This window comes from Sporofaciens sp. St.21A7 (genome assembly GCF_059728535.1).
In genome coordinates this window covers 771,282-790,191 of sequence record NZ_BAAGFN010000001.1, presented here as the reverse complement: position 1 = coordinate 790,191, position 18,910 = coordinate 771,282, and the positions used below count along the sequence as shown (strand labels likewise).

The 18,910-nt window shown below is 42.0% G+C and carries 16 protein-coding genes and 2 pseudogenes; all 18 read right to left on the bottom strand.

The annotated features are described in order from the left end of the window. Positions 1-9: 9 nt before the first annotated feature. Positions 10-1,209 (bottom strand): glycosyltransferase, encoded by a 1,200-nt coding sequence (locus AC6I3O_RS03750; protein ID WP_497849783.1) that lies wholly within the window; start codon positions 1,207-1,209, stop codon positions 10-12. A 5-nt stretch (positions 1,210-1,214) separates the two neighbouring features. Next, positions 1,215-2,426, bottom strand: a complete 1,212-nt coding sequence (locus tag AC6I3O_RS03745; RefSeq protein ID WP_497849782.1) for a glycosyltransferase family 4 protein — start codon at positions 2,424-2,426, stop codon at positions 1,215-1,217. A 13-nt stretch (positions 2,427-2,439) separates the two neighbouring features. Then, positions 2,440-3,402, bottom strand: coding sequence for an ATP-grasp domain-containing protein (locus AC6I3O_RS03740; RefSeq protein WP_497849781.1), 963 nt, complete (start codon positions 3,400-3,402; stop codon positions 2,440-2,442). Further along, entirely contained in the window at positions 3,365-4,318 is a 954-nt protein-coding gene (locus AC6I3O_RS03735; protein ID WP_497849780.1) for a 1-aminocyclopropane-1-carboxylate deaminase/D-cysteine desulfhydrase, read from the bottom strand. The genes AC6I3O_RS03740 and AC6I3O_RS03735 overlap by 38 nt, the downstream gene beginning before the upstream one ends. An 81-nt stretch (positions 4,319-4,399) precedes the next feature. After that, a complete protein-coding gene (locus AC6I3O_RS03730; protein ID WP_497849779.1) occupies positions 4,400-5,680 on the bottom strand; it encodes an ATP-grasp domain-containing protein in 1,281 nt (426 codons plus the stop codon). 42 nt (positions 5,681-5,722) lie between these two features. Then, positions 5,723-6,313 (bottom strand): sugar transferase, encoded by a 591-nt coding sequence (locus AC6I3O_RS03725; protein ID WP_497849778.1) that lies wholly within the window; start codon positions 6,311-6,313, stop codon positions 5,723-5,725. A 36-nt stretch (positions 6,314-6,349) separates the two neighbouring features. Continuing rightward, positions 6,350-7,645, bottom strand: coding sequence for a DegT/DnrJ/EryC1/StrS family aminotransferase (locus tag AC6I3O_RS03720; RefSeq protein ID WP_497849777.1), 1,296 nt, complete (start codon positions 7,643-7,645; stop codon positions 6,350-6,352). Then, positions 7,638-8,201 carry an antiterminator LoaP gene (gene loaP, locus AC6I3O_RS03715; RefSeq protein WP_497849776.1) on the bottom strand — a complete coding sequence of 188 codons (564 nt, stop codon included), beginning with the start codon at positions 8,199-8,201 and terminating at the stop codon, positions 7,638-7,640. The genes AC6I3O_RS03720 and loaP overlap by 8 nt, the downstream gene beginning before the upstream one ends. A gap of 147 nt (positions 8,202-8,348) precedes the next feature. Further along, a complete protein-coding gene (locus AC6I3O_RS03710) occupies positions 8,349-8,741 on the bottom strand; it encodes a hypothetical protein (protein WP_497849775.1) in 393 nt (130 codons plus the stop codon). A 400-nt stretch (positions 8,742-9,141) separates the two neighbouring features. Next, the gene (locus tag AC6I3O_RS03705; protein ID WP_497849774.1) at positions 9,142-10,368 is read right to left on the bottom strand and encodes a polysaccharide biosynthesis C-terminal domain-containing protein; all 1,227 of its coding nucleotides are present in this window, start codon (positions 10,366-10,368) and stop codon (positions 9,142-9,144) included. Between the two features lie 152 nt (positions 10,369-10,520). Then, positions 10,521-11,495, bottom strand: a pseudogene (locus AC6I3O_RS03700) (polysaccharide biosynthesis protein); the annotation flags it as partial. A gap of 15 nt (positions 11,496-11,510) precedes the next feature. After that, on the bottom strand, positions 11,511-12,014 hold the full coding sequence (locus AC6I3O_RS03695; protein WP_004072069.1) for a DUF6398 domain-containing protein: 504 nt from the start codon (positions 12,012-12,014) through the stop codon (positions 11,511-11,513). Positions 12,015-12,041: 27 nt separating this feature from the next. Further along, entirely contained in the window at positions 12,042-13,598 is a 1,557-nt protein-coding gene (locus AC6I3O_RS03690; protein WP_290451292.1) for an IS1634 family transposase, read from the bottom strand. Between the two features lie 144 nt (positions 13,599-13,742). After that, positions 13,743-13,856: pseudogene (locus AC6I3O_RS03685) on the bottom strand (polysaccharide biosynthesis protein); the annotation flags it as partial. 5 nt (positions 13,857-13,861) lie between these two features. Further along, positions 13,862-14,857 (bottom strand): acyltransferase family protein, encoded by a 996-nt coding sequence (locus AC6I3O_RS03680; RefSeq protein ID WP_497849773.1) that lies wholly within the window; start codon positions 14,855-14,857, stop codon positions 13,862-13,864. A 325-nt stretch (positions 14,858-15,182) separates the two neighbouring features. Beyond that, complete coding sequence (locus tag AC6I3O_RS03675) at positions 15,183-16,700, bottom strand: lipopolysaccharide biosynthesis protein (protein WP_497849772.1); 1,518 nt, start codon at positions 16,698-16,700, stop codon at positions 15,183-15,185. 3 nt (positions 16,701-16,703) lie between these two features. Beyond that, positions 16,704-17,342 carry an O-antigen ligase family protein gene (locus AC6I3O_RS03670; protein ID WP_497853415.1) on the bottom strand — a complete coding sequence of 213 codons (639 nt, stop codon included), beginning with the start codon at positions 17,340-17,342 and terminating at the stop codon, positions 16,704-16,706. Positions 17,343-17,859: 517 nt separating this feature from the next. Beyond that, entirely contained in the window at positions 17,860-18,861 is a 1,002-nt protein-coding gene (locus AC6I3O_RS03665) for a hypothetical protein (protein WP_497849771.1), read from the bottom strand. Positions 18,862-18,910: the final 49 nt, after the last annotated feature.

Below are 18,910 nucleotides of genomic sequence, written 5' to 3'. Positions count from 1 at the left end.
TCGTCCTTTTTACCCCCCCCCCCTTATAAGAGAGGAATAGAGCGCCAGATATTGCTCTATTGTTCTATTAACTGAAACATCATACATCATTGGATCTCCCGACTCTAATTTTTTGCCTGCGTATTCCTTTATTGCTTTTTTCATTTCTTTCCTGTCCCCACGCTTCACCACGCATCCGAATTTTGACGCGCTTTCTCCGCTTCCTCCCGTATCATATGTAATAACTGGCGTCCCGCAGGCAATCGCCTCAATATTTGTTGTTGGATAATTATCATCATAGGTAGGATTTACAAATACATCCGCCGCCGAATATAGCTCTGCCAATTCCTGTACTGAATTCGTATGTTGAATTCCAATAATATTCGATGGCAACGACTCCATTTGCCTATTGGTAAGACCAACCACAATAAACTGATATTCCTCATCTAATTTCTGCGACAATTCTACCAAATCCATGAGCCCTTTTCTTTCATCCCATATTGCCGCTACTCCTAATGCAATCTTTTCCTTTTTGATTCCATATTTTTTCCTGATATCATGCTTGACCGGCTTAAAATTCTTTGTGTCAACTCCGTTATGTATCACATGAATCGGGTATATTCCTAAGAACGACTTTTTTGTAATGTCCGCAAGCCAATAGGACGGAACCACGACATTCAGTTTTGTCAAACTCCTTATCAGGTTTCTTTTTCTCCTCCAATTCAGCTCTGATCTATCCAGTAAGCTTTCCGGGTATGCTTTTTTCCTTGGGCAATCAAAACATCCCTCAATATATCTAAAACATGGAACCCCTACACAGAAAGCTGCATGACCGGTAAATGCCCACATATCATGTAAAGTCCATACAACCGGCTTATTTCTCTTTTTCAAAAAGTCAAAAAGGAGTGTTATATTCAGATAATAGCCATGAATATTATGAAGGTGAATGATATCTGGATTATATTCCTCTACCCATTTTATAAATTTTTTCGTTGCCCTGACGCTCCCGTATCCTTGTGCGTCAAACAGGCGCGACAACGCCGCGTGTGATAAATTATCAATACCATTCCCAACTCTGATGGACATATCTTGGAACTCAGCAGGCGCTTGCTTCCTGCCGTATGCTATTTTCACTTCATTGCCTGACTGCTTTAGAGCATAGGCAAGGTCTGTACAGATTCTTCCAGTGCTTCGGATGCCGCATACAACATTAACCATCAGTATTTTCATTCCCATTATCCCTGTTTACTGCTAATAATTTCATAGCACCTTTCCACGTGGTAATTATCGTTTAAGTAAGCGAACCCCTTTTCACCTTGCAGCTGTATATTGCTCTTTACCGCCTGCTCTACATATTTCACAAAACCATCCACATTATCACTTTCACACCACCATCCAAATCCGCCGTCCATAATTACCCTGCCGATATCGGTATTCGGATCTGTGACCGCCAATACCGGAAGTTTCGCAGACATGTATGTAAGAATCCGGCTGGGAAAATTCGGAATAGTAAAGCAGTGATCCAGGAAAATCATTCCCACATCGCAGGCACCGACCATATGGTCATAGTCTTCCTTAGGGAGTTTTTTCATAAGCTTAACATTCGCTGGATGTTCAGAATGAATAAATGTTTCCAGTTTTCTATACTCACTGCCGCTTCCAACGATTAAGAAATGTGCATCTTTTTCTTCCCGGCACCTTCGCAGACATTGAATCAGAAACGGGATTCCCTGTGGCTTTCCAAGATTCCCGCCATAAACGAAAACTTTTTTATCTAAGGGAATCCCATATTTTTCTCTGATTAATTTCCTTTTCTCATCGTCCACACTCTGATCGATTACTTCCATTGCATTAGGACAGATTTCCATTTTTTCTTGTCTGATTCCGGGGTTATTCTTTATTATGTAATCTACGTTTGCCTGAGACATGCAGCCGATGCGATCCGACAATGCATACAATCTTTTTTCTTTAGCGCGGAAATAATGATAAACCAGGCTTTTTACACCATCCTTTGACATCATCCCCAAATCAACTGCATTCTGAGGAAATATATCTTTCAGAAGCAAATAACTCCTTGCCCCGTCTCTTTTCTTCACATACTCAACCACTTTACAGAAAGTAATCGGAGGTGTAGAATACATGACTAACTCAAACCTGACATCAGAAAAATACCGCTTTATCGCCTTGATAAAAATCGGCTCAACCTTCATCTGCTCGACGCCTTTTTTCAGGATATTACAAGCGCCTGTGACATCCCCGGTTTGAATACGTAAAATATGGGAACTCTTCTCATGAATCATTTCCGTCTTCCTGCCCGTTTTCTTCTCATTCGGAGTTATGGTATATATCTCATGCCCGTGATCGCGGAAGCAGCGTAACAAATCCGGATAAATAGAATGCGCCTCTATGCTGTCAAATCTCCCTATAGTTAAAAACAGGATGTTCATATTTTTCCTCACCCTATTTCCTGATAATTTTTAACTCGTTATACTTCATCATATAAATGCCTTCCTCATAGGCGCCAATATGCTTCCTATTTGCCCTGCCGTTCAAGTTATTCCATATTAGCTCCATGTGATTGCAGCCGGATTCATAGGCGTGCGGATATCCGCCGCCAAACCGCGGATTGATCTCAGAAATGTAGTATTGTCCGTTGATACGAAAGATATCGATATCAATCTGCCCTTTAAAACCAGCTTCCAGCACAAATTTCTCAATGAACGCAAACAGTTCGGGATCTTTAAAACTGACAGCTTTATCCGTTTCCCCGGCGCGCATATGAATTTTTTTCTTTGTGAAAATAGACACAACTTCGCCTGAGAGCATATCTATGTACACGTCTGCGCCGATCTCCTGTCCGTTGAGAAACTCCTGAATCATCAGGTTATCTTCATGGGTAAAAAGATTATCAACCGTCTCCTTGTCATAGACCTTGGAAATGCTGATGGAGGCGGAACCATACGCAGGTTTCACAAATACCGGATAAGTTATGCCGCCTTCTTTTACCTCCTTATAAAACTTGTCCCGCTCCATCCAAGACCGCGCGCAGTTGTATCCGCGAGAAGCTAACCACTGATACATCCGGTATTTGTCTAATGCGAGTTCACACAGCTCGTAAGAGCTTCCAATCACCGTCGTCCCGATGGCTTTGAACTTCTCTTCGTTCGCTGCCAAAAGGCTCAGCTCAGGATCTATCAGGCTCAAAATGCCATGAATCTTTTCCTTCTTGCAAATACTTAATATTACATCCAAATACCCAGATGCAGTTATGGGCGGTACAATATAATATTTGTCAGCATCATAAATTGCTGGTCCCAGTTTGCTTGAATCCGTAGCAACTACCTCTCCGTCATCTCTTACCGTGTTTCTAAAATATTGGACAATTTTATTTCTGGTTCCAGCCGCAAGTATCAGGATGTTCATATTCTTCTTCCTCCCTGAAAATATCAAAAAATAACGGCGTCCCGCCTGTATGGATGAACAACACATTTTTATTACGAATTTCCGCCAAATACTCATCCATCCCCAAAAACGCCTTACCTGTATATGTCATATCCAACGGAATACCATATTGTTTCAGCACATTTTCTACAGTCTCTTCTACCTTTCTCTCCCTTTTCCCATACCCGTTTGCATAATCATCAACAAATATTGTCGCACCTTCAGCAGCATCCATATCCGCATCTTCTCCTAAATAAGATTTTATACTTTTCAATACAACATCCCGCCCTCTTGGATTCTTCCGCGCGATACTGATACCGACAACCTTTCGCTCATCGCCGTTCATAATCTGCCCGCAAACTAACCCTGCATGGGTAGTTCCTGTCCCTGATGCAAAAAAGATATAATCAAAGAAAACCCCTAATTCCTTTTCTTGTTCTTTTATTTCCCCATAGCACTGTACATAAGCCTCTGTTCCGATATTACCGTGACCGCCGCCTTCAATGAAATAAGGGTGATATCCGTCCCTGCTTAGCTCATTCAATTTCTCTTCAATCGTGTCATGGACCCTGTCCACGGGAACTGTGATAATCTCTGCCCCGAATAACTCCATCATTCGGCTGTTGAAGGTCTTTTTACTTACCTCCTTCGGGCTAATAACACAACACTTCAAACCTCTCTGGCAACATATATTAGCAACCACGCGACAATGGTTGGAGCTTCCGCTGCCATACGTCACAACGCTGTCACATGCACTTTGCTCAATCTCCCGGAGGAACAACTGTACCTTACGCGCCTTATTGCCGCCAAATGAAAATGGAATCAAATCTTCCCGTTTCATCCATAGACGATTGCCTTTAAAATCTCCCAGAGATTGTATTATCGTTTTGTACTTCAAAACTGCCGCCTCCCTGACTGTGTTATTTCGTATACCTTATCTGACGAAGTCCGCCCACAGGGCATGCATTACGGTGTGCCCTTAGGTATAATCGTCTACACCAAGCTGGAAATCTCTTCTGACTGCATCGAAATCCGTAAAATAGAGAATCAAATCCTCTCCTTCTTTATTCAGAATCCTTAGATTCTTATTAATCGCATCAATCTTCTCAATCATTTCCTCGCATGTTGCGCCATAAGCCCTGATAACTCCCATGGCGCTATGATATCTGGCTCTGCTTCCCTCTCTCTTAGGCATATCAATGATGACGTCGGGAATCTTTGCAACCTCATCAAGCCCAATAATCTTTGCAATCTTATCCTCTTTTACGGCAAACAAATAGTAAGCAGCCGCGCTTCCCATATACAAACCGGTAAGGGCTGCAGGAAGATTCGCCGCAGTATGCTTCACACCCAGGCTAGTCTCTACCATCCATTTGATAGAATTGAAACCGCATACTTTTTCATAGGATGCATAGGACATATCGCCGCCGTATCGGTAGCCGCACTCAATCAGGTAAAAATGCCCATCGTCGTCAAGCATCACTTCTACCCACGCAATACCTTCTTTAAACTCAGCTTTCTTGAATACTTCAATTACCTTTTCATTGGCTTCTTCAATAAATTGTTTCAGGTGTCCTGACGAAGTGTTCATCAAGGAGTAGAGATTTGCCAGCTGCCCTGGCTGATGATGCTCCCTACTGAAATAAAACAGGTTAATTTCTCCGTCCGCCAGAATATAGTTCACCGTCCATTCCGGTCCATGAAGCTTGCGCTCAACAATAATTGTCTCGTTGTCCGAAACGCTCTTCGCATACCTGTATGCCTCTCTGAGTTCTTCTACATTCCTGCAATAACTCATTCCTCTGTTACCGCTTTTGTCAACAGGCTTCACTACCACAGGAAACGGAATCTTTGCAAGCTCCTCGTCTGACATATCCTCAGAGTAATGCACATCCTCAGCAATCCTCGCTCCTACCTCTTTACACACCTCTTTGAATTTACTCTTATCTGTAGCAACTTCCCACGCCCTATCGCTTTCGCAATAAATGGGAAGATGAAGCCTTTTACACAGTTTGCGGGCGCAATTGATGTTAAAATCGCTTGCACCAACCATAATTGCAGTAATATTTTCTTCAATACATTTTTGTTCCAAAGAATCGATATCCGTTGTGCTGATCATCCATGCTTCATCTGCAATTTCTTTCGTAGGCGAAGTTTCCATCAAATCTGTGACAACTAGATAAATCCCCAGGTTTCTAGCTTCAACCGCCATGTCATAAGTTCCATAATCGCTTCCAAGAATCAAAGCTTTACGTCCCATTTTTATCCTCCTGCCATCCATGTTGAATGGACTCATTATTGATTAGAAAGTGTCTCTTTTGAATACTGCGATAACGGTTCTTAATAGAATCAATATATCCATTCTAACCGAAAAGTTCTCCACGTATCTGACATCTACCGTAATCCTTTCATCCCAAGTCGCATCACTCTTCAATTCAACTTGCGCCAGACCTGTCAAACCCGGAAGCAACTCAAATCTTTTTTTTGCCCATTGTGGATAATTCTGATATCCATCATAAGGATGATAGGTAACAGGCGGGCGCGGTCCCACTAATGACATGTCCCCTTTAAGAATATTAAATAACTGGGGGAGCTCATCGAGACTGCTTTTTCGCAGTATCTTTCCTATTTTTGTGATTCGCGGATCACTCTTTTCGTTTATATAGACGCCCGTTCCCATATGTTCCGCATTGACAACCATTGTCCGAAACTTTAAAATCTGAAACGACTCGCCATGTAATCCAAGCCGCTCTTGCTTAAATAGAACCGGACCTTTTGACGTACATTTAACCAGCAATAGGATAGTCAAGAGGATTGGACTGATTAGGATTATACTAATCAGGCTTACAAGAATATCTAACATCCTTTTTATACTTAGATTTAACATCCTCATTTTCCACAACCTCATTCATCTGCCTTTGATTGACAATTATAGGAAACATCTGTGAATAATGTCTATCACCATATCCTGCTGCTCAGGCGTCATCTTATTGTCGCTTGGCAGACACAATCCTCTTCGGAAAATGTCTGCGCCAACGTCAATACTGCTGCTGGCGATATACGCATTCGTACTACCTCTTCCATTTCCCTGTGCCGTCACAAAGGGATGTGTACGGTAAATTGGCTGCAAATGCATCGGTTTCCAAATCGGCCTGCCTTCTGCGCTAAATGCGGCCAAGGCCTCTAAGATTTCGGTCGGGCAGGATTTTTTGCTCTCCCTGAGGTACAAAGCATCTGTTTCTCCTCTCACCGTCTCACACATCGCTTCTTCGTCAATTATGAGACAACTCAGCCAAAAGTTAGGAATGCTCTCTACTCCATATGGGTTCATCTTCACAGGAAGATCTGCCAATCCGCTCTGATAACGCTTATAGATTGCCTTCTTCTGTCCAATATGTTCTTCCAGATATGGGATTTGACCTCTCAAAACTCCTGCAATAAGATTGCTCATCCGGTAGTTATATCCAAGCTCCTCATGTTGATACCAGGGAGCATTTTCCCGGCTCTGTGTAGACCACTTCCTGACTTTATCCGCATCCTCCCTGTCATCCGTCAGGAGAAACCCTCCGCCAGAACCGGTTACGATCTTATTACCGTTTCCAGACAAGATGGATGCCGTACCAAAACAGCCTGTTTGGACATGTTGATAGGCAGCTCCAAAAGACTCAGCAGCATCTTCCACAATTAAAGCGCCATGACGGCAGGCGATTTCCTTGATCACGTCAATCTTTCCCGGCGTGCCATACAGATGCGCCACAACAATAAGCCTTACATCTGGATAGAGTTCAAACGCCTGCATAAGAGCCGCCGGATCCATATTCCAAGTATCGCGTTCTGTATCGATAAAAACTGGAATGCCGCCTTCATAACAGATAGGATTCACTGTCGCATCAAAAGTCATGTCGGAAGCGAATACCCGCTTTCCTTCCAGTACGCCATGTCCCACTGCCGGCTTGCCATAGAGCTTTTCTCCGCATAGCTTAATGGCAAGATGGAGGGCTGCAGTACCGGTGGACAGCGCTACCGCAAACTTCCGGCCAACTTTTTCCGCCACCTGCTTTTCAACTTCATCTATATTTTCTCCAACTGTAGATACCCAGTTCGTCTGAATTGCGTCGTCCACCCATTTCTGTTCATCACCATGCATCGTTGGGGAGGACAGCCATACTTTTGATTCAAATGGTTTTATGCCGTCGAATCGGGGATCTGTAAAAAAATTATTCATTCCTACCCACATCTCCTGTTTCTGTTTGTTCTGTTTCTCCTACCATCTCAATCCCCAGGTAAATCACCGTCTTACTCCCCATAAACTCTACCTCCACCGCCGCAGTCCTCTTATGCAGGTTCACTTTCTTAATCTGTCCTTCCAGATTTATAAGCGGTCCGGACAAAATTTTAATCTTTTTTCCTTTTTCTACTGCAACTTTAGAAATCTCTGCCTCTAACACATTGTTCTTCCCTGCCCCATCCTGAAGTTTCCCCATCATCCAGACATCCGCTTCCGGCAATGGGACAAAATATTCCTCACAACGCCCAAGCATACGGGTCAGTCGCGGAATCTGTTTTAATTCTTCATATAATAACTGAGGTTGTTCTGTAATCAGGAATACATACCCTGGAAATAGCTTCTCCGTCACCTCATGCCACGCTCCCTGGAACTTCTTCCTGAGTCTGCGCGTAGGAATAAAGCATCTTTCTAAAATTCCCTCAGAAACCATGCTTTCCACTAACATGACCGTCCGGTTTTCCTGACCGGAAACCACCTGCATTACGTACCACATACACGTTCTCCCTGCTATTTTTCCGCCCAATATGCATGGCTTCGCCATCCATGCCCATACTTATACAGCCACAGTTATTACCTCTATGTCTATCATTCCTGAACCCAAGTGCCAAAGCTTCAAGGGGCATTCCTGATATCCTTTGTACTACCTATATTTCTCCGTTATTTCCAATCCTACTTGAATGTAACTTAATTCCCCGCCACTTCCTATCACAGTCCGGATATGCGCCAGCCGTTTGTGCCGGTCAACCTTACAGATCCGATTCTCCATTCCTTTCAGCGGACCTTCTGTGATCCGAGCGGCTCCTTTGAAAAGAATTCCTCTGGACATTTTCAGATGACAAGCTTTCCCATACAGTGACTTCAAGAACTCCTCTTCTTCCGGATTTATCCTTACAGTACACCTTCCGGACTCCGATATTCTTCTAAAGTCTTTCAGTTCTTTTAACAGACGTTCTTCATTTTCACTTTCCAGCAATACGCACGCCGGGAACAAAAGCCTTCTCTCCAGATGCCACTTCCCTTCATAACGCCGCATTCTATCGTATGTTAATAGAAAAGAACTTCTAAGCGCTTTCTGTGACAAGTACTTATTACAGGACTCCATTATTCTCTGTTCTTCCTGCTCATGGCAGGTCAATAAATACCAGATAGCAATCCCTTCTTTCGTGGAGTAAGATACTCTGCGATTTTTCTTTAAACAGCGTATCTATTATATCTATCTAAATTTGATTAGTCAATACTTTATTTGTTTTTGTAAAATTTTGTAAAATTTTACTCTAAATTTACATTCATATAACGAATAAAATTCTTTTAATTTCTAATTAAATTCAATATTATCTGATATATATTCAAATAATATCACAAATTTCCACAAAACAATCAACCATATTTTCGCAGAGTATCTTATTCTGCGATTTTTTGTGGATTATATAAATTTATTCCGCCACCTTCTCAGAAAAAGTGTCCGGATTGTCGGGATCAAAAGGCTCATTTGCCCACATAACCGTGATCAGCTCTTCCGTATCCGACAGATTCGTAATGCTATGGGTATAACCTGGCAGCATTTGAATCGCCCGCAACTCTTCACCTGTGACCTCGAATTCATATACCGGATACCGCGCCCCCGTCTCCGGGTCGACGCCCACCTTCCGCTCCCGGATTAACCCATGGCCGGAAACCACGATAAAAATCTCCCACTTAGAATTATGCCAGTGTTCCCCACGGGTAATTCCCGGCTTTGCAATATTCACCGACACCTGCCCGCAGTTCTGTGTGCGGAGCAATTCCGTAAAACTCCCCCTCTCATCGCTGTTCATCCGGAAACCATATGACGTCTTAGGCTCTGGAAGATACGACAGATAAGTACTATATAGTTTCTTGGCAAAGGAACCCATAGGAATCTCAGGTACCATAAGCGTTTCCGGCGCAGCCCGGAATGATTCCAGCAAATCTACGATCTCCCCCAACGTCGCATGGTGCGTAACCGGCGCATAGCAGTAACGTCCATTCTCCACGGGAACCGCATCCACGCCTTCGTACCCGCACCGATGTTCTTTCCCCTCCAGTGCGTCAAGCAGCTCTGCCGTCAGATCATCAATATAAAGCAGCTCCAACTCCGTAGCACGGTCATTTACCGTATAATCACGCCCATTGGCCACTGCATCGCAAAACGTCGCAACCGCTGAATTATAATTAGGCCTGCACCACTTCCCGAACAGATTGGGGAAACGGTAGACCAATGCTTTAGAGCCGGTAGCTTCTGCATACTGAAAAAACAACTCTTCCCCGGCAAGCTTGCTCCTGCCATACTCCGACTGCGCATACCGTCCCGCAAGGCTTGCCTGTATAGAGCTTGCCAACATAACCGGGCAGGTATTGCTGTTTTCCTTTAAGGCTTCTAACAATTCAGAGGCAAACCCAAAATTCCCATCCATGAATTCGGCGTCGTCTTTCGGCCTGTTTACCCCTGCCAGATTAAACACAAAATCACATTCCCGGCAATATTCGTGAAGAAGCGCCGGCTCCGTATCTTTATCATATTCATAGATTTCCGAAATGGATAGACCGGGTCTCGTCCGATTCTTTCCGTCTTTTATATTTTTCAGATTTTCAACCAGATTTTTCCCTACAAACCCCTTACTGCCTGTTACTAATATCTTCACTCTTTTTAACTCCTCTCCGGAACATGTTCCCATTGATATTTTGTACTCATTAGAATATTTCGACCGTTTTCCCATGTTCCTTAATCATTTCATATCCATAGCATGATGTTATTTGCCTGCTATCTGCTTCTCCTCCCAGCTTTCATTAGTTTTCAGCTATGAGACCTTACTAATGCTTCCTGTACATAATCTGTAGTCAAAATCTTCCTGACCGTCCCCTCAACGTCCAGAAGCCTTGTATTATGGGATGTGTAAGCCTCATCCGCCTCGGTAGCCACCTGCCCGTCAATAAAATATTTATCATAATTCAAATCCCTGTTATCCGCCGATACACGGTAATAATCCCCCATGTCTTCTGAACGGAGTCTCTCTTCCCTTGTCATCAGAGTTTCATACAGCTTCTCCCCATGACGTGTGCCGATAATATGAACCCCCGTTTTCCCGAACAATTTTTGTACCGCATCTGCCAATACTCCAATCGAACTGGCATCCGCTTTTTGGATGAACAGATCTCCTGGACTCGCATGTTCAAATGCAAACCGGACCAGCTCCACAGCTTCATCCAGATTCATCAGAAACCTGGTCATATCTGGATTGGTAACCGTCACCGGATTGCCACTTCGGATCTGCTCAATAAAGAGGGGGATAACCGATCCTCTGGAACACATGACATTCCCATAACGCGTACAGCAGATGACCGTATCCCCACGCTCTGCCGCAACCCGGGCATTTGCCCGGACAACATGCTCCATCATTGCCTTTGACGTCCCCATCGCGTTAATGGGATATGCCGCTTTATCCGTACTCAGGCACACGACCCTCTTCACCCCTGTTTCAATGGCAGCGTGCAGGACGTTGTTAGTTCCTTCCACATTCGTCTGCACTGCTTCCATCGGGAAAAACTCGCAGCTTGGTACTTGCTTCAACGCCGCAGCATGAAATATAAAATCCACCCCCGGCATAGCGTCATGCACAGATTGTGGATTACGGACATCCCCGATATAGAATTTTACTTTTGAGACAGCATCGGGATAGTTTGCCTGTAATTCATGCCGCATATCATCCTGCTTCTTCTCATCCCGGCTGAACCGTAACTTCCTAAACTTAGGTATTATAGAGTCAAGAAATTACATAAGAATTAGCTATGGCTCTTTTTTATATGCGGGAACAAATGGAATCAGTCCTTTTTCATAACATATCTCCTGTATTTCTACTGGAAGCATTCTGGCATCAAATACCAATCCATCTATGGAAACCATCCATAACATAGGATTACTGGCAGCTTCTGATGGAAGACACCATTCAGCGTGAAAATAGTCAATTTTCAACATTTTCTTAATCTGGGCTGCCTTAGAAGATGCTGTAGATGCAGCAACCTCGAATGGGGCTGCCAGATCTTTCGCTGTCATATGGATTGGTTGGTTTTTATCAAATATAAAATTATTACTCCCAATTGCATAGACAATCCCTGCAGCCCAGGTAGTACTCCTGCCACTTTTTAATGGCGACGGCCGTTTACGGCATAACTTTTCAAGTGCATGAAGGCACAATTCTTCATATTCTTTATTCAGATATTTTTCACTATACTCAATCAACAGCTTTGAAATTTTCTCATAGGTTTCTCTCATTTCTTTTGGAACATTCATCTTTAGTCTCCTTCTCTGTTAGAAGTATTAGTTCTTTTTATTCGATTTTTCGGGAACGATTCTTTTCATTTCTTCCGGAAAAATATTACGCAGTTTATCTATAGAGACCTTTGTTGGAATTTCCCGGATTTCTTCACCGTTGATTTTCTGGTAAGTAAAACGTTTAAGGTATGTCATTATGTCTTTGACAGAATACCTAGACGTGAGGCCGGCTGCTTTAATACAGTTAAATACACGATAGTAAAGCATCATGGAAATATGGTTCAAAAACAACCATCCATTATAAGCATCCGAATCCTGCATATAGGACTTATCATCTTCCAGAACATCTTTATAGACTTTATTTGCATCTTCTATGGATTCACGTTCTTTGTAGGTTTCATAAAGTTTTTGCGCTTTCAAATCCATGTCAGTCCGAAGTGTCAGTGTGCCCATACGTACTTCCTTTTCCTGAAAATCCACAAAGGTGTATCCTTTGCAGCCACGCTCAATACGTTCATTATAATCTTTGATTTCCTGGTTCTTCAACCCTAGATCCGTAAATGTTATGACCAAATCTTGCAAAACAGTTATTTTGCGTTCCGCTCCTGCCTTTACCCGTCCGCGTTGTTTGACCGCTTTATATTTTTTCATAGTGCAGTAGTAAATCGTCCGGTTATGATATTGGAACATTCCTTCCATATGGCTGATTCCTTTCTTTAGACTTTGATAGTCTATCATGGAATCATTTCTTTTGAGCGGCACGATATAAGAGATTCCATTGTCCTGAAGATATCGAAAATTTTCATCCGAACCAAACCCCTTGTCGGCAATCATTATAAAATTTATCATACCAAATTCATCTAATGCATTTTTCAGGACGGATACATCTGGTTTATCGCCGGCATTTACTTTGAAATAAGCAGGCCCGAAAGTCGGACACAGACTAAAGCAATACAGAAGGTTCATTTGAGGATCCTGAATGGAGCAGTGGTTATAACCAATCTGGGCAAGGTTTAAATTCTCTGAATAAGACACAATGCGTGTTCCATCAAAAAGAAGGAATTCACTGCCTACCGTATAAAGTTTCATAAAATTCACCTGTGCCAGCCGGTTTCTGCCAATTTCCCTAAGCAGAGCGGTAAGCTCGTTTTTTCCAAGTCTTATGCGGGGATGAAGTACCGTATCATAAGAATTCGAGTAAAGGAAATCCACTCTTTTTAAGGCAGTTGGTTCAATCAACCGTATTTTGCCTATAATAAAGATTGCTTCCGCAAGTTCATCCCGGTAAAAAAGCTGAAGGTTTTCCAAAATATCCGAACCTAAAAGCTCCAACATCTCGACAGCGCCGGCTTCAAGAGGCCTGCCAAGCTCCAACGGTTTCATAAGGGTAGCTTTTTGTCTATGTTTTGCCGGGATCAACCCGGAATCTTCGGTAATCTTTCCAAGATAACCCGTAGATATTTTTTTTGGTTTTTTAGTCATCGGATCATAAACTGTTTTGAAAGTATATAAATAATAGCAAGAGCCTACTTTCTTAATTTCACGACCTTCTCCCCTGAATTCTTCTACCCATTTCGGATAGTTTGCTCGTTTACTCTTCATATCTTCATCTCCTGATATAATACCTAATAGGTATTATATCATAAAAAATACCGAAAAGCAAGGAAATCCAATGCTTGTCGGCATCCTATAATACCTTTATGAATATGGAATAAGAGGGTAATACCTAAACTAAGGAAGTTACGGGCTGAATATCCGGATTTCCTTGATATCGGTATCCAGAAAATGCTTCAGGACAGTGTGTCCGAAAGAACCGGTTCCCCCTGTAATTAATAAAGTTGAATTATTAAATAATGACATATTTCCTATCTCCTTGCCAATAAAGCTTTTCCTATTGCTACCGTAGACACGTAGGCAATAACAGCCGTAATTATACCCGCTGTTAACGCATATCTCCATTCTCCCAACCATCCGAACGTAACAAAAACATTCAAAATAATCACATGGTATAGGAAAAGCCCATAAGAGATATCTATTGGAATTTTAATTTCAGGAAACCTGTAGGCAAACCCAATTACTCCCGCAACCAGAAACATACTCCAAAATACCCCGTATCCACAGTAAAAATCTATTTTAAAAATATAGATGCCTAAAGCAACTGCCAATATCAGCCACCAATATCTTTTGCATATAGGCAGCATATAGCTTTGAAAAGCAGCTATAAACATCCCGGCATAAAAAAGCCAGAAATAATGCAATATAGTCTGACCGTACAATTTATCTATGATTTCATTATGGAAAACCCAATGTACCAAATAGCTTCCACCCGCACTAAGACTGACAGCGGCTGCAAATCCGGCAATCCAAAAACCTACTTTCCTGCCTTTCATATATTTGTAAAATCCCCATGCAACAATATAAAACTGTACCATTATTCCAATCGTCCATAAGGCGTCATTCGGAGTACCGATCCCATATCCCCTAAGGCATTCGGGCGTCCAAAATTGAAACACCGTTGCCTGACACAGGATAAAAGGAATCAACCATTCTATCTCCCAACTGTCATATAAAAACAGCATGGGCAGTATTTCCAGACAAACAGCAACCCAAAGTTCCGGATATATCCTCCGAACACGCTTTCTCAGATACTGCGTATAGGAAACTGACCGCTCCATGGAAAACCAAATCAGATACCCGCTGATACCCAAAAAAATAGGTACGCCACTAAAAAAATATATACCTAACGAAAAGATCCTGTTGACAGGTAAATGAAGATGCATAATAAAATGCCCCACCATCACCTGCACTGCCGCAACTAGCCTAATAAAATTGAAAGAATTGCTTGCTAAATAAGTGTCCATTCATCGAAACCCCTTGTCAATATTTATTCAGAATATTTTTTCTCCTTATTTTTTCTTCAATAAACCTACACGATAAAACAATCTTAAAGCGGGCTTTTCTACCACATTTGTTAAAATAACCGAAAGCGCCAACGCACCCCCTGCTAACACACAGTACCCCAACATCCACCTCAAGCAGGCATTCATGTTTATCCGGCCAATTCAGTCCCTTTGCCCCATAATGCCCAAGAAGCACTCCCAATATTGCCGTACCCTTAAAGCGCATCCAAAACATCTATGTGTTTCCTCTCCACCCCATACACCACCCATTCACAATCTTTTCCTATTATCGCCTACGGAACAAGTCAGAAACAATACCTTTTTCATATTCATTAAAAATAAAAAAATAACATACCACCGCATATCCCATCGAATATACAAAAATACGCGCCGCCAACCCAACCATGCCGCTCCATAGTCCTATTTTCCGATCAATAAACCACATTATTGCCGCATAAATAAGCAGCCTTACCGTAATCCCACCTATATTTTTCCAGAACTTTGGAATATCCAATCCCATTCTGTCATAGTAAATATTAAGAATCACACCGCTAGTCAATAACATAGAAATCCCGGTCGAAAGAGCCGCCCCGTTCATCCCAATCCATTTCATAAAAATAATCGTCGTAAATATATTTAAAACCGCCCCTACAAAATATATTTTTGCACGGAAATGATATCTATTAAGAACCTGAAGGATTGTAAGCCCCACATTCTGTACCAGGTCGATGGAGAACGGTATCATAATAATTAACGCTACCTCATATGCCGCCGCATAATTTTCTCCTACCCAATATCCGATAAATTCTCTTCCAAAAACAGCAAACCCGCTTAGCATCAGGAACAAAACATAATATACCACCCGCCCTGCCTTTATAAAAAAATCAGATAGCTTAACCATATAATCTGGTTCTTGATAGAGCCTGCTGAGCTTTGGATAAAAAATTGAATTTACCGACGTGCCTACCTGCATATAGTTTGAGTATATCTGACTGCCCACAGAATAGATTGCCACCATCGCAGTGTTATACATTTTCCCGATAATTACCTGATCTGTCTTCCAGAAAATCTGGTTTGCAATATCCCCCAAAAGCATAGAGCCTGCAAACGCTAAAATACTTCCAGAAAGCTTCTTGCCGTTTCCGTGTCTGACTGCTTTAACCCTTAGTCTCCTTTTTGCATAAATGAACCGAACTAATACTTGAACCATATTGAACAGTAACTGCGTCAGCACGACCGCCAACGCATATGGATGACGGACGATCACCAAATAGCATAAAACCGGCTGTCCAATCTGAATGCAGATTGCTGTTACCCTCAGAAATACAAACCGTTCATTACCGCTGATTGCAGCAAGATAAATTGCATTCCGTAAAATAATCAGGAGATTCACGAGCAAGGCTGCCAGCATAAAGCAGCCCTCCACCAACTCCGTATGGGAAAACGATGACCGGTAAAAATAATAAAATACTACGACCAACATACTGCCTGCGGCTAAAACAATGAGGCTCAAGATGTTGTAAATATATCTGGCAACCGCAAGAACATTTTCAACCGCATCCTCATCCTTTTTTGCTTTCGCATTACAATAAAACCGAAGCACCCCCACCGAGACACTGGATTCAAAAATCGCAATATATGAAAAGAAAGACGCTGCCAGCTGGTATAACCCATACTCTGAATCACCAATATAATGAATAAGCAAAGGAGAATAGATTAAATTAACAATAATGTGTAAAATCGTCAGCAAATATGAAAGCAGCGCAGCCGATACCCTGTCCCCTTGTTTCTTCTGTATCCGCATTCTCTATGATACCTCGCATATCCTCGTTTTAGCAGAATCATAAAACCCGCCAACCGATAAAATCAGATAACCCATAATGGCAAAATGCCCTGCAAACAACGTGGACTCGGCAAACCCGATTACCATAAGCGCAAGATACATCATGCGGCTTCTCTGTGTCTCCCGCCTCTCAAGATCTGGCTTATTAAAAAAGCCAAACAAGAAGGTCATCATGAGAATATAGGTTACCAGGCCGCAGCAAATAATAATCGTAAAAAAAGAATTATGGAAATTTCCTCCAAAACTATCGCTGATATAATGGCTCCCAATTCCCAGAAGCAGGTTTTGCTTAGACTCCCCTAACTGATCCAATGCAACCGCCCAAAGGGACTCTCTTCCCGTAAAAATATTTTTCTTAAAATAGCGTAAAGACAATCCGGTGACAGTCTGTGTAAATGTATTATTATAATTTCTTGCAAGCCAGACATATGCAATCGGAATACAAATCCCGAAGACAGCTTCCGCCCAAAAAGCGATCTTAATCCACATCCCTTTTATCTTTTTTTTCCTGCTCACCATAAGGTAGAGAAGGATTAAAACCCCGGATACAAATGCCGTCCGTGATCTGGTATATAATATTAAAAAAACAGAAATTGCATTCATAAATATCCCAGCCCTTCCTCTCCGGTTTTCTAAAAACATATTGATTATGACCATGTCAAAAAGAGACTGCATCCCGATTGTATTGGGGTTATAAACACCTATATACCCAATTTCATTAAATCTATTATATAGTGTGTAAAAAAAGAGGTAGAGCTGAAACACATAAATTAATTTCGCAAAATAACGATAATCGTCCCATTGAAAAACTAACTCATAAAATACAAAGATATAAATTACGGAGGACAAGTTATTGACAACGCTTCCCAAACCTCCTCCAACAAGAACATAACTTAATACGACCAAGAATACCAAAGTAAGCGCCATAAAAAAATTCCGCGCATTGAACCTAAACTTCCTCAGGATGAGAAAATAAGAAACCAGTATAATAAGCGGCATAACAGCCATTCCATAGCTACTTTCAAATGACATTGCCATATTTCCGTAAAAGTAAAAAGTGGAGCAAAGAAAGAGAATCGTCAAGAACATCCTGTTACTGCTTTTAGAACCCATATTCATCTTACCTCTTTCTCTGCCCGTACTTTTTTAATTTCTCCATATTCCTCAAAAATACCGTCGGATCTTTTAAAAGGACAATCGGGGATAGCAGGTTAAAACGGTTATAAATACGGCGGATCCTGCATGCCTTGGCCATGAGGCGAAGCTTGGGGAGTTTCCTGTGCTTTTCATAGTACTCGTATGCCCAGATTAATGCATACCTCTTTTCTGCCGGCAGATGCCAGAGTATGATATCCGGATCGGCATAATTGACCTTATCTACCCAGTATTCCCGGAACCCAATATTTGCAAGCAATACATACGCCTTTGGGCTATACACCTTCAGGTTGGTTTTGCCAAGCGCAAGCGACCAGATAATCTCATCCCCTGCCTGAGGCATGATATCTCCTTTTTCCATTATCATCCCGTATGCCTCTCTGCATTTTTGCAGCACAATCTCTAAATCATTTTTTGTTCCTGCAATAAAACCGGAGCTTATATGCGGGATTTTTCTCCCATCTCTATAAATCCGATTATAGATATCATTGATTTCTCTCCTGACACCCGCACTGAGGCAAGACTCGTTCGGAATAACCAAAAATGCATTCTTCACCTCTTCCCATATGTCCTCAAAGGAAGACACCCCAAACGTATCGCAATCTATAAAGCAATAATTATCGTAATGATGTTGTACTAAAACATATTGAAATGCACAAATCTTGTAATATGACAAAGCATAAGTAACGGAAAGCGGCATCTTGAAACACTCAAACGGACACTCCCATACAAGTATCTTTTCCTCTTCAAAACGTTTCCGCCACTCCTTCCCCAGCTTGAAATTCACCACGAAAGCAACATCCGTAAATCTCTGGTTTTTATTATGCGCTTTTACAGATGCCAAACTGATAAAAGCGTTTTTCAGATACACATCCCGCACTTGTTTCGGATTTTTCATATTCTGCATACTTGGACTTGGCTCGCCTCCATTTTCAAAAGCCAACGCCTCGAATATCAAATTCTTCATATCATCTATCTCCAAAAATAATTTGTCTCTCCCGTTAATTACCGGCTAA

Excerpts from the sequence above, each read along its gene's own strand:
- AC6I3O_RS03710 (WP_497849775.1), bottom strand. The coding sequence starts at position 8,741 with ATGCGGCGTTATGAAGGGAAGTGGCATCTGGAGAGAAGGCTTTTGTTC.
- AC6I3O_RS03690 (WP_290451292.1), bottom strand. The coding sequence starts at position 13,598 with ATGAAGAGTAAACGAGCAAACTATCCGAAATGGGTAGAAGAATTCAGG.
- AC6I3O_RS03675 (WP_497849772.1), bottom strand. The coding sequence starts at position 16,700 with ATGCGGATACAGAAGAAACAAGGGGACAGGGTATCGGCTGCGCTGCTT.
- loaP (WP_497849776.1), bottom strand. The coding sequence starts at position 8,201 with ATGTGGTACGTAATGCAGGTGGTTTCCGGTCAGGAAAACCGGACGGTC.
- AC6I3O_RS03720 (WP_497849777.1), bottom strand. The coding sequence starts at position 7,645 with ATGAATAATTTTTTTACAGATCCCCGATTCGACGGCATAAAACCATTT.
- AC6I3O_RS03670 (WP_497853415.1), bottom strand. The coding sequence starts at position 17,342 with ATGAATGCAATTTCTGTTTTTTTAATATTATATACCAGATCACGGACG.
- AC6I3O_RS03665 (WP_497849771.1), bottom strand. The coding sequence starts at position 18,861 with ATGAAGAATTTGATATTCGAGGCGTTGGCTTTTGAAAATGGAGGCGAG.
- AC6I3O_RS03680 (WP_497849773.1), bottom strand. The coding sequence starts at position 14,857 with ATGGACACTTATTTAGCAAGCAATTCTTTCAATTTTATTAGGCTAGTT.
- AC6I3O_RS03740 (WP_497849781.1), bottom strand. The coding sequence starts at position 3,402 with ATGAACATCCTGATACTTGCGGCTGGAACCAGAAATAAAATTGTCCAA.
- AC6I3O_RS03695 (WP_004072069.1), bottom strand. The coding sequence starts at position 12,014 with ATGAATGTTCCAAAAGAAATGAGAGAAACCTATGAGAAAATTTCAAAG.
- AC6I3O_RS03725 (WP_497849778.1), bottom strand. The coding sequence starts at position 6,313 with ATGAGGATGTTAAATCTAAGTATAAAAAGGATGTTAGATATTCTTGTA.
- AC6I3O_RS03745 (WP_497849782.1), bottom strand. The coding sequence starts at position 2,426 with ATGAACATCCTGTTTTTAACTATAGGGAGATTTGACAGCATAGAGGCG.
- AC6I3O_RS03730 (WP_497849779.1), bottom strand. The coding sequence starts at position 5,680 with ATGGGACGTAAAGCTTTGATTCTTGGAAGCGATTATGGAACTTATGAC.
- AC6I3O_RS03750 (WP_497849783.1), bottom strand. The coding sequence starts at position 1,209 with ATGAAAATACTGATGGTTAATGTTGTATGCGGCATCCGAAGCACTGGA.